14 protein-coding genes and 1 pseudogene are annotated in these 13021 nt (G+C 70.6%); 8 read left to right on the forward strand and 7 right to left on the reverse strand.

Going from position 1 to position 13021, the window contains the following annotated elements; all coding sequences use genetic code 11:
* Positions 1-13: 13 nt before the first annotated feature.
* A complete protein-coding gene (locus K3769_RS20485) occupies positions 14-1468 on the reverse strand; it encodes an aminotransferase class V-fold PLP-dependent enzyme (RefSeq protein WP_267031470.1) in 1455 nt (484 codons plus the stop codon).
* A gap of 411 nt (positions 1469-1879) precedes the next feature.
* On the opposite strand from K3769_RS20485, the gene ligD reads away from it, so the two are divergent.
* Positions 1880-2887: a non-homologous end-joining DNA ligase gene (ligD, locus tag K3769_RS20490; RefSeq protein WP_267027848.1), complete on the forward strand. Its 1008-nt coding sequence runs from the start codon at positions 1880-1882 to the stop codon at positions 2885-2887.
* Positions 2888-2985: 98 nt separating this feature from the next.
* Here the strand turns inward: ligD and K3769_RS20495 are convergent, their stop codons facing one another.
* Both K3769_RS20495 and K3769_RS20500 read right to left on the reverse strand, forming a co-directional pair.
* Positions 2986-3675, reverse strand: a complete 690-nt coding sequence (locus K3769_RS20495) for a HemK2/MTQ2 family protein methyltransferase (protein ID WP_267027849.1) — start codon at positions 3673-3675, stop codon at positions 2986-2988.
* A gap of 337 nt (positions 3676-4012) precedes the next feature.
* The gene (locus K3769_RS20500) at positions 4013-4198 is read right to left on the reverse strand and encodes a CsbD family protein (protein WP_267027850.1); all 186 of its coding nucleotides are present in this window, start codon (positions 4196-4198) and stop codon (positions 4013-4015) included.
* Positions 4199-4393: 195 nt separating this feature from the next.
* On the opposite strand from K3769_RS20500, the gene K3769_RS20505 reads away from it, so the two are divergent.
* Complete coding sequence (locus K3769_RS20505; RefSeq protein WP_267027851.1) at positions 4394-4771, forward strand: ANTAR domain-containing protein; 378 nt, start codon at positions 4394-4396, stop codon at positions 4769-4771.
* A gap of 370 nt (positions 4772-5141) precedes the next feature.
* Here the strand turns inward: K3769_RS20505 and K3769_RS20510 are convergent.
* A pseudogene (locus K3769_RS20510) lies at positions 5142-5927 on the reverse strand (RNA polymerase sigma factor SigF); the annotation flags it as partial.
* 302 nt (positions 5928-6229) lie between these two features.
* Here K3769_RS20510 and K3769_RS20515 point away from each other — a divergent pair.
* From K3769_RS20515 to K3769_RS20535, 5 genes are all read left to right on the forward strand, one after another.
* Positions 6230-6589, forward strand: coding sequence for a DUF6479 family protein (locus K3769_RS20515; RefSeq protein ID WP_267027852.1), 360 nt, complete (start codon positions 6230-6232; stop codon positions 6587-6589).
* Between the two features lie 120 nt (positions 6590-6709).
* Positions 6710-7078, forward strand: coding sequence for a VOC family protein (locus K3769_RS20520; protein WP_267027853.1), 369 nt, complete (start codon positions 6710-6712; stop codon positions 7076-7078).
* Between the two features lie 101 nt (positions 7079-7179).
* Positions 7180-8181 (forward strand): iron-containing redox enzyme family protein, encoded by a 1002-nt coding sequence (locus K3769_RS20525; protein ID WP_267027854.1) that lies wholly within the window; start codon positions 7180-7182, stop codon positions 8179-8181.
* Between the two features lie 65 nt (positions 8182-8246).
* Positions 8247-8450 (forward strand): CDGSH iron-sulfur domain-containing protein, encoded by a 204-nt coding sequence (locus K3769_RS20530; RefSeq protein ID WP_267027855.1) that lies wholly within the window; start codon positions 8247-8249, stop codon positions 8448-8450.
* A 47-nt stretch (positions 8451-8497) separates the two neighbouring features.
* Complete coding sequence (locus tag K3769_RS20535; RefSeq protein ID WP_267027856.1) at positions 8498-9124, forward strand: alpha-ketoglutarate-dependent dioxygenase AlkB; 627 nt, start codon at positions 8498-8500, stop codon at positions 9122-9124.
* A gap of 88 nt (positions 9125-9212) precedes the next feature.
* Here K3769_RS20535 and K3769_RS20540 read toward each other — a convergent pair whose 3' ends face one another.
* Complete coding sequence (locus K3769_RS20540) at positions 9213-9647, reverse strand: DUF6114 domain-containing protein (RefSeq protein WP_267027857.1); 435 nt, start codon at positions 9645-9647, stop codon at positions 9213-9215.
* Complete coding sequence (locus K3769_RS20545) at positions 9647-10339, reverse strand: DUF6230 family protein (RefSeq protein ID WP_267027858.1); 693 nt, start codon at positions 10337-10339, stop codon at positions 9647-9649. The genes K3769_RS20540 and K3769_RS20545 overlap by 1 nt, the downstream gene beginning before the upstream one ends.
* A gap of 726 nt (positions 10340-11065) precedes the next feature.
* Between K3769_RS20545 and K3769_RS20550 the strand changes: the two genes are divergently transcribed.
* Positions 11066-11725 carry a Tat pathway signal sequence domain protein gene (locus K3769_RS20550; protein ID WP_267027859.1) on the forward strand — a complete coding sequence of 220 codons (660 nt, stop codon included), beginning with the start codon at positions 11066-11068 and terminating at the stop codon, positions 11723-11725.
* 87 nt (positions 11726-11812) lie between these two features.
* Here K3769_RS20550 and chvE read toward each other — a convergent pair whose 3' ends face one another.
* Positions 11813-12910, reverse strand: a complete 1098-nt coding sequence (gene chvE, locus K3769_RS20555; RefSeq protein WP_493660837.1) for a multiple monosaccharide ABC transporter substrate-binding protein — start codon at positions 12908-12910, stop codon at positions 11813-11815.
* Positions 12911-13021 lie beyond the last annotated feature (111 nt).

Consider the following 13021-nt stretch of genomic DNA (forward strand, 5'->3'; position numbering starts at 1 on the left):
CGCCGCCCGACCGTCAGCAGCCGGCCCTCGCCTCCAACCCGGTCGCGCCCGGCACCCGGTCCCGGTAGGTCTCCCGTACGAACCGCAGGAACGTGTCGATGTCCCTGGGCTGTGACGACAGACCGAGTGAGACACGGACCGCGCCCGCCGACGGCAGACGCAACAGCTCCAGGTACTCCTCCAGGGACGTGAGCCGGCGGCGGGCGGCCGAGCGCAGCAGGCGGAGCGGCAGGGCGAAGGCCGCCTCGCCCGCGCCCGGATTGCAGAAGCAGCCCGTGCGCAGCGAGATGCCCCGTGCGGCGCTGTCGCGGGTGACGACCCGTTCGTCGACGACCCCGCCGTCGGCGTCCAGCAGGTTGAGCGCGACGGTCCCGCCGCGGGCCACGAGGTCGCGCGGGCCGTACACCCTGGCCATCGGGGACCCGTCGCTGTGCCGCAACACCGCGAGACCCGCGAGCAGCCGGGCCGTCAGCGTGGTCACGTGCGCGTGCACCCGGTCCATGCCGATGGCGTCGATCCACTCCAGCCCGGCCGTCACGTCGGGGATGGAGAGGAAGTTGACCGTGCCGTCCTCGAAGGCCGCCTCGTCGTCGGCGAGGACGTGCCACTGCGCCTGTGCGCTGACCGCGTAGATCGTGCCGCCGGAGAACCAGGGTCTGCGCAGCCGGGCGAGCGCGTCCCGGCGGGCGATCAGACTGCCGACGCCGGTGGGGTGGCCGAAGACCTTGTACCAGCTGACGACGGTGAAGTCGGGGTGGTACCGGCTCAGGTCGAGGGAGTTGGCGGGGACGAAGGCCGCCGCGTCGAGCAGGACGTCGTACCCGCGCGCCTGGGCGGTCGCGATCCAGTCGAGTGGATGCTGGACGCCGGTGAAGTTGCTCTGCGCCGGGTAGGCGAGCAGTCCCTGTCCGCGCTCGCCGGGTCGTGCCGGGCGTCGGGCGACGCCGCGTCCGCGTGCGGGCAGGGCGGCCCGCAGCCGTTGTTCGTCCACGCGGAGATCGGGGCCGACCACGGGTACGTAGGCCGTGCGCGCGCCGCGTGAACGCGCGTACTCGCGCAGGCCGTTGACCGAGTTGTGGTTGTCGAGCGGGAGCACCAGTCTGCTGCGGCGCCCGAAGGGGTACGCCTCGCCGACCAGGCGCAGGGCACCCGTCGCGTTCGGGGTGAAGATCACGACGTACTCGGCAGGGTCGGCGTGGAAGTGGCGGAGCACCGCCCGGCGGGCCCGGGCCAGCAGGAGGCCCGAAGCGCGGGAGGCCGGGCTCTCGGAGTGCGGGTTGCCGAAGACACCGCCGGTGATCCGTGCGGCGCTCCCCCGGACGAGTGAGACCGGCGCGAGGCCGGCTCCCGTGTGGTCGAGGTACGTGTGGCCGTCGGCGTCGAGATAGCCGAATTCCTGACTCCGCAGTTCCGCGAAATCCGCCAGATCCCTGGGCTCCGCGGGAGCGGCGGGTCTCGCGGGATTCACCGGGTCTGCCGGATCCGCGCGGTCCGCCGGTTCGGCGCGTGTCGCCGCATCCGCGCGTTCCGCCGGTTCCGCGCGTTCCGCCGGTTCCGCGCGTTCCGCCGGTTCCGCGCGTTCCTGGGCGTTCAGCGCGCGGGCTTCGCCGTCGGGTATGTGGCCGGTGGTTCCTGTTCTGTCCACGGATCCTCCCCCATGTGGCCTGCCCTCCCCCGTGCCGGGGCGGGGCGCGGTTCTCCTCACATGATGGTGAGATCCGCCCGGACAGGAAGGGGTTGCCGGTCATCGGCGCGTCCACCCGCCGGCCGACCGCCCGCCGCCCGCGCACCGGTGCGGCCGTCCGGTCGCGGGCTCCGGGGGCCTGCGCGACGATGCGTACAGGACTGGGGAAGGAGCCGGACGAAGGAGTGAGCGGCGATGACCGACCTTCTCGGTTCCCTGCCCGAGGCTCAGGCACGGCTGCTCCGTGCCGCGGCCCCAGGCGTCGAGCTGGCCTCCCGGCCGATGCTCGCCACGCTGAGCGACCGGCGCGACTTCCCCGACGACTGGATCTTCGAGCGGAAGCTCGACGGCGTCCGCGTGCTGGCGGTACGCGAGGCCGGACGGGTCCGGCTGCTCTCTCGCACCGGCAACCGCCTCGACGAGACGTACCCGGAGATCGTGGACGCGCTCGCCGCCCAGTCCTGCGCCGACTTCACCGTGGACGGGGAGATCGTGGCGTTCGCCCGGGGCCGTACCGACTTCGGCCTGCTCCAGCAGCGCATGGGACTCACCCGCCGCCGTGACGTCGAGGCGAGCGCGGTCGCCGTGACGTACTGCCTGTTCGATCTGCTCAGGCTGGAGGGCGCGGACACGACGCGGCTGCCGCTGCGCGCCCGCAAGTCGCTGCTCCGGCGCGCCCTGACCTACCGGGCGCCGCTGCGTCTGACCACCCACCGCAACGAGGGAGGCGCCGATCTCCTGGCCCACGCCTGCACCAGGGGGTGGGAGGGTCTCATCGCCAAGCGCGGCAACAGCCCCTATGTGCCCCGTCGTTCACCGGACTGGCTCAAGCTGAAGTGTTCCCTGGAGCAGGAGTTCGTGATCGTCGGGTTCACCGAACCGGGCGGCAGCCGCGCCGGGTTCGGTGCCCTGCTGGTGGGTCACTTCGAGGGCGAGGACCTGCGGTACGCGGGCAAGGTGGGCACGGGATTCGACCGCCGTACGCTCCTCGCGCTGCGCGGCGCCCTCGACGAACTCGCCCTGCCCGCCTCGCCGTTCACCGACCGGGTACGCGAGCCGGGGGCCCACTGGGCCGAGCCGGTACTGGTCGCGCAGATCGCGTTCACCGAGTGGACTCGGGACGGCATGCTCCGCCACCCGCGCTTTCTCGGACTGCGCTACGACAAGCCGGCACAGGACGTCGTCCGCGAGAGACCGCGATAGACCCTGAAGGGACACCCGGGGACCCGGGGACCTGGGAGCTTGGAGCTTGGAGCTTGGAGCTTGGATGGATCAGGTGGGGCCTGATGGGTCCCCTGCGATCAGCGGGGCCGTTCGGCCCGGATGATCACCAGCTCCTCGGTCTCCTCGCGGGCCGCGATCCGGCCGGACTCCCTCAGCCAGGGCAGCCGTGAGCGCAGGACGGGCCCGAACGGGATGTACGCCCGGTCGCCGACCGTGCCCGTCAGACCCGATCCGGCGAGCCGCTCCAGCGTCTCGTCGGTGCCGCTGAGCGCCGACTGGGCGATGAGCAGGACACCACCGGGCCGCATGACCCGCGGCGCGTCGGCGCAGATGCGGTCCAGGGTCGCGCGCCCGTCGGGTCCGGCGTTCCAGGCCCGCTCGCGGCCCCGGCCGTCCGACGGCTCCGACGGCGGCGTGGGGACGTACGGCGGATTGCTGATGATCAGGTCGAAGGACCGTCCCCGTACCGGTTCCAGGAGGTCGCCGTGGTGGAGCGTGAGGCGCTGTCGCGAGCGCAGGGCGTTGAGCCGGGCGGTGAGCACGGCCCGCCAGGCGATGTCGACCGCCGTGACGCGGGCGCCCTTCCGGGCGGCACAGATCGCCAGGGTTCCGGTCCCGGTCCCCAGATCGAGCACATCCATGCCGGGGGCCGGGCCCTCGCGGTAGAGGGCGCGGGCCAGCAGGAAGGTGTCGGCCTGCGGCGCGTAGACACCCGGAGGTGCCAGCACGGGGCCGGGCGGGCGTGACGGGTCGACGAGAAAAGCCATGAGGGAATTCCTCCGTCCGGGCGCCCCTGTCGGGTGCGGGAGGTGGGTGCACACGGCGGCTGAACGCCTGGTCGGGCACGTCTTTTCAGCACCCGAGTGCCCCTGGATCACCTCTCCACACCTCCCCGCGCCTCTTCCGCCACGGGTGCCCCGCAGGTCGCGGCCGGTGCGACCGGGCGCGACCAGTGGTGGTCAGTGATGGCCAGTGATGGCCAGCGGCGGCCGGTTGCGACTCGCCGTGCTGGACGCGTGAACGCCCCCGGCGGTCGCGGCGGGAACCGGAGACCCTTCGGGGGCGTACGCGTGAAGCGACCGGCGCGCTCTACGGGCCGGACTTCTACCGGCCGGACTTGTCCATGTGGCCCTTCATCTGGCCGGCGGCCCTGTCCTTGAGCTCCCCGGCCTTGCCCGTCATCTGCTCGCCCCGGCCCTCACCCTCCATGGACCTGTCGTCCATGGCCTTGCCGGTGGCCTCCTTCATCTTGCCCTTCATCTGCTTGGCCTTGTTCTTCGCCTTGCTCATGGTGTTCCACCTTCGTACGGGGGGTTGGACTGCCGTCTTCACCCTGCGCCCGGCGGACGACCTTCGCAATCCGTGAGAATTCGTGACGCTCGGTGACATCGCGCTGCCGGCGGCGGGCGGCGCGCACTGGCACGGGTGCGGTGGAGTGGAGACGATGGACCGCGACCGTGTTGAGCCGCGACCTGGAGGGGACGAATGACGCCAGACGCCGGATCGGGCACCCAGAAGCCCGGCGGCGGCCGACAGGACCGCGCCACGTCCGAGGAGGAGACGCCTCGGATCGTCGAGCTGCAGGAGGAGATCGGCCAGCTCAAGGAGGCCGTGACCTCGCACGCCGTCGTGGACCAGGCGATCGGCATGATGGTCGCCCTCGGCCGGGTGACACCGCGTCAGGGATGGTGCGTACTGCGGGAGGTGTCGCAGCACACCAACCTCAAGCTGCGCAACGTCGCCGAGCTGATCATCGTGTGGGGCCAGCGGGGGGAACTGCCGCCCGACGTCCTGGCCGCCCTGGAGGAGACGCTCGACCAGTACGGACCCGCCCTGCGGCCGGGATACGGCCCACCCCCGTGACAAGGGGGTTTTATTGGGTCCCCGTTGGTTACTTCGGTGTGTGGCAGGCCGCAGGCGAATCGCTCCCGGGAGGGTTCGGCAGTGAGCTCGCCACGCAGCCGCCCGGCTCGGGGGCAACCCGGGGCGGGCGGCTGGGTCCGTGGGACCCCGTGGCCCGACCGCTCCGCCGGCCGTGCTCGCCGGAGCCCCCACGGCGATGAACGTCGTCCTGCTCACGGTCATGATCATCACCGCGCTCACGATCGTGACCGCCACCGTGAGCACCATCGTGAACGTCATCGTGAGCACGATCGTGGCGGTCACCATCATGCTCACGGTCGTCACCGCCACCTCGCTCGCGGCCGTGTCCGTGACCGTCATCCTGATCGCGATCGGCGAGCGCCTCGTCGCGCACCTTGGCGCAGCAGCCGCTGAGCAGTCGCGAGACATGCATCTGCGAGATGCCCAGCTGCTCGGCGATGCGCCCCTGGGTCATGCCTCTGAAGAAGCGCAGATACAGGATGGTCCGCTCACGCTCGGGAAGCGCGGCGATACAGGGCTTGACCGCTTCACGGTCGATGACCAGATCGAACCCGGTGTCGGCCTCGCCGAGGGCGTCACCGAGCGCGTAGCCGTCGTCGCTGCCGGGCAGTTCGGCGTCGAGCGAGAGGGCGGTGAAGCTGTCGAGGGCCTCGAACCCGGCCCGTACGTCGTCCTCGGTCATCTGCGCGTGCGCGGCGATCTCGGCGACGGTCGGTCTGCGGCCGGGAATCGTCTGCGACAGCTCCTTCGCTGCGGCGCGGACCCGGTTGCGCAGGTCCTGGACGCGTCGCGGTACGTGCAGCACCCACATGTGATCGCGGAAGTGGCGTTTGATCTCGCCGGTGATGGTCGGGATGGCGTAACTCTCGAAGGCGTTGCCGCGCTCGGGGTCGTAACGGTCGACCGCCTTGACGAGGCCGAGCGCCGCCACCTGGGTGAGGTCCTCGGTGGACTCTCCCCTCCCCCGGTAGCGCATCGCGATGCGGTTGGCCATGGGAAGCCAGTCCCGCACCAGATCGTCGCGCAGGGCCTGCCGCTCGGCGCCGTCGGGCAGAGCGGCCAGCCGTTCGAAGGCCGCCGCCGTGTCGGGGGCGTCGTCATGCGGATGCTGCTTCGTCCTGATGGTGATTGGCATGCTGCGTCGCATCTCCTCAGAGGGTGCTCACGGAAACAGTCACCGTGGGAGGGCGCACCAACGGGCCGGCCGGGACACAACCGGGGCCTGGCTCACCAGCTCCCGCGGACGTGCCTCCAGTCCGAAGCACTATGGATAATTTCCCCCGAAGCGGACATCCCCAAACTTTTCATTTCATAACATGACTTTATGATTCTTGCCTGTCATACGGAGTAACGCGTCACCACAACGTCACGGGCCGGCGGCGGGGTCACGCCGGAAAAACTCCTGTTTCGGCTGGTGGGACAGGGTACTCGTGGGCAATGGACTTCAACGCGACACCCCTGGCCGCTTCCGGCGCCGCCGTGGGCGGAATCGTGCCGTTCCTGATCGGCGTGATTCTCGTCGGCGGCCTGATCTGGGCCGTGGTGTGGGGCCGCCGGCAGCGCGCCCGCCAGCCCGCGCCGCCCCGCCCCGAGGAGCAGCCCCGCCTGCCCGACTCCGGGCCCGTCGGCCCGGTGACCGAGCGGCGCGAGCCCGACGGGATCACCGAGGACGAGGAGCGCCTCACCCCGCACCAGCTCGGTGGTGACTCCTCGCACCGCGCCGCCGACCAGGAGCGCCCGACCTGGAACGACAACGACAGCGGCGGTTTCGGCAGCGGTGGCCCCGGACGCACCTGACCGGCGACCTCGCTCACGCCGCGAGCCCGCCCTCGACCCCGCCCCGCTCGCGCGCAGGCCCACGCGCCGGACGACGAAAAGGCCACCCGGCCCCCACGGACATCTGCTTCACTTCGGCCCATGGTGAAGATCGGGTCCGTGGTACTGGGTGTGTCGGACGTCCGGCGCGCTGCCGCGTTCTGGACGCGGGCGCTGGGGTACGAGCCGCGCGAGGCGGCCGAGGACGACTGGGTGGTGCTGGTCCCCGTCGACGGCACCGGTGTCCAGCTCGCCCTCGGCCTGAGCGGCACCCCGGTGCAGGACCATCCGCGGGTCCACCTCGACCTGTACGCCGGCGACGCCGCCGAGCAGGCCGCCGAGGTCGAGCGGCTGGTGTCCCTAGGCGCGCGGCGGGTCGACTGGGATCTGTATCCCGAGGATCCGGACTTCGTCGTACTCGCGGACCCGGACGGGAACCGCTTCTGCGTCATCGACACGGGGCGCGAGTGAGACGGACGCCCTCCATGCCGTGACGCCCGTAAGGGACCTGGGCCCGGCCCAGGGTGAGTCCTCGCAGGTGAGGGCTCCTCGATCACGGGTACCCGGTACGCATGGAACCAGCATCCAAGCGCCCGTACGCGGAACCGGAACTCCCGCCGAGCCGGGGAGAGATCTCCGCGGCGCTGATCGAATACCTCCGCGGCACGGGACCGCTGCCCGGCGATGCCGTACTCGCCGGCGCCGAGCCGCTCGGTGACGACCTCCAACTGGCGCTCTACCTCTGCTACGAACTGCACTACCGGGGCTTCGCGGGTGTCGACGGAGCCCGCGAGTGGGACCCCGAGCTGCTGCGGGTCCGCGCGGCGCTGGAGAAGCCGTTCCTGGCGGCCCTGCGCGCCGGGGCGACCCGGCACACCCGCGCGGACGAGGCACTGGACGAGTTGCTGGTGGAGCCCGTCGACGGACAGGGCGTCTCCCATTTCCTGCGGGACAAGGGCGAGCTGTGGCACCTGCGCGAATACGCCGCCCAGCGCTCGGTCTACCACCTCAAGGAGGCCGATCCGCACGCCTGGGTCCTGCCGCGCCTGTGGGGACGCGCCAAGGCCGGCATGGCGGCGGTGGAGTTCGACGAGTGGGGGGCAGGGCGCGCCGAGCGCGTGCACGCCCGGCTGTTCGCCGATCTCATGACCGACCTCGGCCTGGACCCGTCGTACGGGCGCTATCTCGACGCGAGCGGCGCCGAGGCGCTGGCCGTCGTCAACCTGATGTCGCTCTTCGGTCTGCACCGCGAGCTGCGTGGCGCGCTCGTGGGCCATTTCGCCGCGGTGGAGACCACCTCCTCCCCCGGCTCCCGGCGGCTCGCGAGCGCGATGCGGCGCACCGGGGCGGGCCCGGCGGCCGAGCACTTCTACGCCGAGCACGTGGAGGCGGACGCGGTGCACGAGCAGGTCGTACGCCGTGAGGTGGTGGCCGGCCTGCTGGAGGAGGAACCGCATCTCGACGCCGACATCGCGTTCGGTGTGGACGCCACCGGCTGGGTCGAGGACCGGCTCGCGGACCGGCTGCTGGCGGCCTGGCGGTCCGGCGGGTCCTCGTTGCGCGTCGCCGTGTGACCGCCGTGGAACAGCGTCTTCACAGCACCTGGAGCATGTCGTCGAGAGAGAGGCGGTGATCGGCCGTGCCGGAGAGCCCCGCCGAACGCCCGCGCCGGATCGTCGCCCGCCGGGAGGGCCCGATACTCGTCGAGGGGCCGGTCGAGATCGTCCTGGAGGACGGTACGACCGTGTCCTCCGACCGCTTCTGCGTGGCCCTGTGCACGTGCCGGCGCAGCCGCATCTTCCCCTGGTGCGACACCAGCCACCGCCGCCACTCCGCGCATTAGCACACCTCATTAGTACACACATTCGAATCAGCAGGTAGCCTGGAGGCATGTCCACGCACCTCCAGGGATCACTGTTCGACCAGAGCGACGCCGTCCGCCTCGGTCCGCTCACCGGTCTGCGCCGGACCGTGCTCGGCGACGGGGCGTGGATCGACCTGCTGCCCGGCTGGCTCCACGGCGCCGACCCGCTCTTCACCCGGCTCGCCGAAGAGGTCCCCTGGCGGGCGGAACGACGTCAGATGTACGAGCAACTGGTGGACGTACCGCGGCTGCTGGCGTTCTACCGGGCCGAGCACCCGCTGCCGCATCCCGTGCTGGACGAGGCGCGCGACGCCCTGTCCGAGCACTACGCGGACGAGCTGGGGGAACCGTTCACGACGGCCGGGCTCTGCTACTACCGGGACGGCCGGGACAGCGTGGCCTGGCACGGGGACCGGACAGGACGCGGCGCCCACCGGGACACCATGGTCGCGATCCTCTCCGTGGGAGCCCCGCGGGATCTGCTGCTGCGGCCCCGGCACGGCGGCGGCACGGTCCGGCGCCCGCTCGGACATGGCGACCTCATCGTGATGGGCGGTTCCTGCCAGCGCACCTGGGAGCACGCGATCCCCAAGAGCACGCGGGCGGCGGGCCCCCGCGTCAGCATCCAGTTCAGGCCGCACGGCGTGCAGTGAACACGGGGATGCGGCGCACGCGGGAATGGCGCGACCGTGAAGACGGCGCGACCGCGGGGGCGCCGCTTCGGCGGGCGCCCCCGGCACGTCACGGATGACCCGCGGACTCCATCGGCTGTACCGGCTCCACCGGCTCCCGATCGCGGCGGAGCCACGTGCGGAGCCACTTACGGGGACGGCGCGGCTCCTGGTCCGGCAGCCAGCCGAAGGCCAGGCAGCTGCCGACGACACCGAGGAGGAGGCCGATGAGGAATCCGCCCAGGTTCGAGGTGATCCAGGAGCCCAACGAGAACAGGACGCCCAGGATCGAGTAGAACAGGCGCTGCGCGGGGTTGAAGAGGATCAGCAGTCCGCAGATGACCATCAGGACCGGCAGGAGGTAGCCGGCCAGTCCCTGCATACCGATGTGCATGACAACCTTCAGCGACGCCTTCTGCGTGAGCAGGATCTCCGCCCCGCCCAGGGTGAGCAGCAGCCCGCCCAGGAACGGACGGTCCGCACGCCAGCGCCGGAAGGCGGCCATCAGCAGCCCTTGTCGCTGAAGCTCAGCTTCAGACCGGGAAGCTTGAACACCGCGGCCGTGGTGGCGTAGTTGGTCTGCCGCAGGTTGCCGATGTGGACGGTGTCGGCCTGCTGGCTGAAGACACCCTTCGGGCCCCGCGTGTGGGACTTGTCGAGCGTGCTGGCGTCGTTGCCGATCTCGATGTTGTCGAAGGACGCGTTGCCCGACAGCTCGGTGGAGTCGGTGGTGAGGTTGACCGCGGACACCTTGTCCTTGCCCTCGCCGGCCCTGATGAGCAGATTGGTGCCGCCGAGGTCGACGCTCTGGCAGAGCTTCTCCAGGGTCGCCTTCTTGATCGCGGAGACCACGACCAGGACCTGGCCGCCGGTGTCACCCTCGTTCGGGCTGCCCTCGGCCATCTGGTCGAGGCCGCCGAACTGGGCGAAGCCCTCACCGTCGAGGTTGGTCGCGGTGACCGTGAACGGCATGCCGGATATCGCGAACTGCACGCCCAGGGCTCCCTGGGCGGTGAGGATCATCAGGCCCGCGGCGATCAGGGTGGCGGGCACCGCCATCACCGCGGCGCGGCGTGGAAGGACCCGCCCACGTCTCGCGGGGCTTGCGGGCGTCTCCGCCGTGGAACCGCTTTCCGGCACTTCGGAGGACTCGGGGGTGGAACCGGCGGTCGAGCCGGCGTCCGAGGACGAGGCCATATGTCTGCTCCCAGGGGCATGGTCGACGCTAGGTAGGACTTCGGACGGCACGCTGTCCTGGCGCGGACAGCCCATGCGGCGCACGTCTCCCCACAACTCCCGGCGGATGCAAGGGCTTTCACGTTACGCAGCAGTAGCCGCGACGGAAGTTACCCGCGGTAAGTGGCGAGGGTCAAGCACTCTGTGCAAAAACGAAGTCGAAGATGTGGCGAAGCCATGAAGGCGCCCTCCGCGCAGCCCGCAGGCGCAGCCGGGAGCCGGTGTGACACGGCTTCGCCGTACCCCGCCAAGCGCGCTGATCGAACGTCAACTTGCCTACTGTGTCTTGACGTTGAACATCCGTCAGGTCTACAACTCTCTCTGGCTGCGCATGGATCCGTGGCGCCGGATCCGATCGACGGCGCAGATCGTTCCCGGGTTTCACCCCGTTGCACGGCACCGCATCCCGCCGCACGGCGTTCCGGACCACCGCTCGGCCGCCGGGGCGCCCATCGCGGACCGGCCACCTGCGCGTTCCGCGTTCTCTCCTCCACGGCACCGGCACGGCCACTTCCCCCCTGGGCCGCGTCCGGTCGCCCTGATCGCCGGTCACGTGCCGGGGGTCGTCCTTCGACGCCTCCGGCCCACCTCCCGGCAGCCGCCGTCGGCCCGTCGCGTTCGGAGAAGGCGCGACGGACCGACGACGGCGACCACTTCCACCCTCACTCCCGAAAACGAGGCACCCGCATGCGTACTCGCACTTCCCTCACCCTGGCCGCGGCAGTGACGACCCTCGCCCTCGCGGCGGCCGGCCCGGCCTCCGCGGCCGACGGCTCGGTCCTCACCACCGCCGACGGAACGGCGGTCGCCGCCGGTGACGTCCTCAGCGCCTCGCTGGCCACCGGCACGAACGCCACGCTCTACTCCAGCGCGACCGGTACGAGCGGCATCTCCTGCTCGTCGTCGGCCTTCGTCGCCACGGCCGTCAACAACCCGGCCGCACCCGGCACGGCCACCGAGTCGGTCACCAGCCATACCTTCAACAGCGCGAGTTGCACCAGCAACGTGGTGGGCGTCCTCGGTGTCACCAGCATCAAGGTCGACAACCTGCCCTACACCACCGCTGTGACCTCCGGAGGCTCCCTCGTCATCACCCCGGCCGCCGGATCGTCCGTCCAGACGACCGTCGTACTGCGCACGCTGCTCGGCAGCATCACCTGTGTCTACCGGGCGCCCAGCCTGTCGGGTACGGCCGACAACGCCGACAACAGCATCTCGTTCACCAACCAGCAGTTCACGAAGTTCTCGGGTTCGTCGCTGTGCTTCAGCAACGGCTACTTCACCGCCAAGTACGCCCCGGTGAGGGACACCACGCAGAGCGGCAGCCCGGCGGTCCTCGTCAACTGACGCCGGCCGGCGGCCCCCACGTACGGGTGCGGGGCAGGGAGGTTCGTCTCCCTGCCCCGCACCCGTACGCCCGGCGGCCCCCGCGGCCTACTTCAGGTCGCTCTTCTTGATGTAGCCCGAGTCGACGAGCACCTGCTCGTAGTTGGCCTTGTCGACGCCCACCGGCTCCAGGAGGTACGCGGGGACGACCTTCTTGCCGTTGTCGTACGTCCTGGTGTCGTTGAGTGCCGGCTTCTTGCCGTGGACCACGGAGTTGACCATGTAGGCGGTGACCAGGGCCAGCTCGCGGGTGTCCTTGTAGACGGTCTGCGACTGGTCGCCGTCCATGATCGCCTTGATCGAGGGCACCTCGGCGTCCTGGCCCGTGACGAGGGGCAGCGGCTTGGCGGCGGTGCCGTAGCCGTGCGCCTTGAGCGCCTTGATGATGCCGAGCGACATACCGTCGTACGGGGAGAGGACCGCGTCGATGTCCTGGTCGGAGTACTCGGCGTCGAGCAGCTTGTTCATGCGCTTCTCCGCCGTGGGGCCGTCCCAGCGCAGCGTGGTGATCTCGTTGAGCTCTGTCTCCCCGGATCTGACGATCAGGTCGCCGCTCTGGATGTACGGTTCCAGAACCTCCATGGCGGCCTCGTAGAAGTACTTGGTGTTGTTGTCGTCGGGGGACCCCGCGAAGAGTTCGACGGTGAACGGGCCCTTGCCGCTGCCGTTGACGAGCCCGAGGCCCTCCGAGATGTAGTCGGCCTGGATGGTGCCGACCTTGACGTTGTCGAAGGTCGCGTAGTAGTCGACGTTCGGAGTGCCGAGGATCAGCCGGTCGTAGGAAATCACCGCCACGTCGGCCGCTTTCGCCTTCTCCAGGACGTTGTTGAACACCTTGCCGTTGACCGAGGCTATGACCAGGGCGTCGACGCCGCTGTCGATCATGGCTTCGACCTGCGCGACCTGGTTCTTCGGGTCGTTGTCGGCGTACTTGAGGGTGGTGGTGTAGCCGAACCCCTTGAGCTCGTCGACCATGTTCTGGCCGTCGTTGATCCACCGCTGGGACGTCTTCGTGGGCATGGCGATACCCACGGATGCGGCCTTTCCGTCGCTCCCGGAATCGGATCCCTCACCACACGCGGTGAGGGAGATGGCCAGGGCCGTCGAAATGGCCGCAGCTACGGTGGTGCGGGCGCGCATGCTCATGGTTCCTCACTGGATGAAAGGCAGTCGGCGGAACTCGGCGGCCGGCTGTGCACCGGAGGGCGTCCGATCCCGGCCGGACCGGCAGGTCCTGATGGAGCGGTCCGCGGCGCA

It is taken from the genome of Streptomyces ortus, from assembly GCF_026341275.1.
In the GTDB taxonomy this organism is placed as follows: domain Bacteria; phylum Actinomycetota; class Actinomycetes; order Streptomycetales; family Streptomycetaceae; genus Streptomyces; species Streptomyces ortus.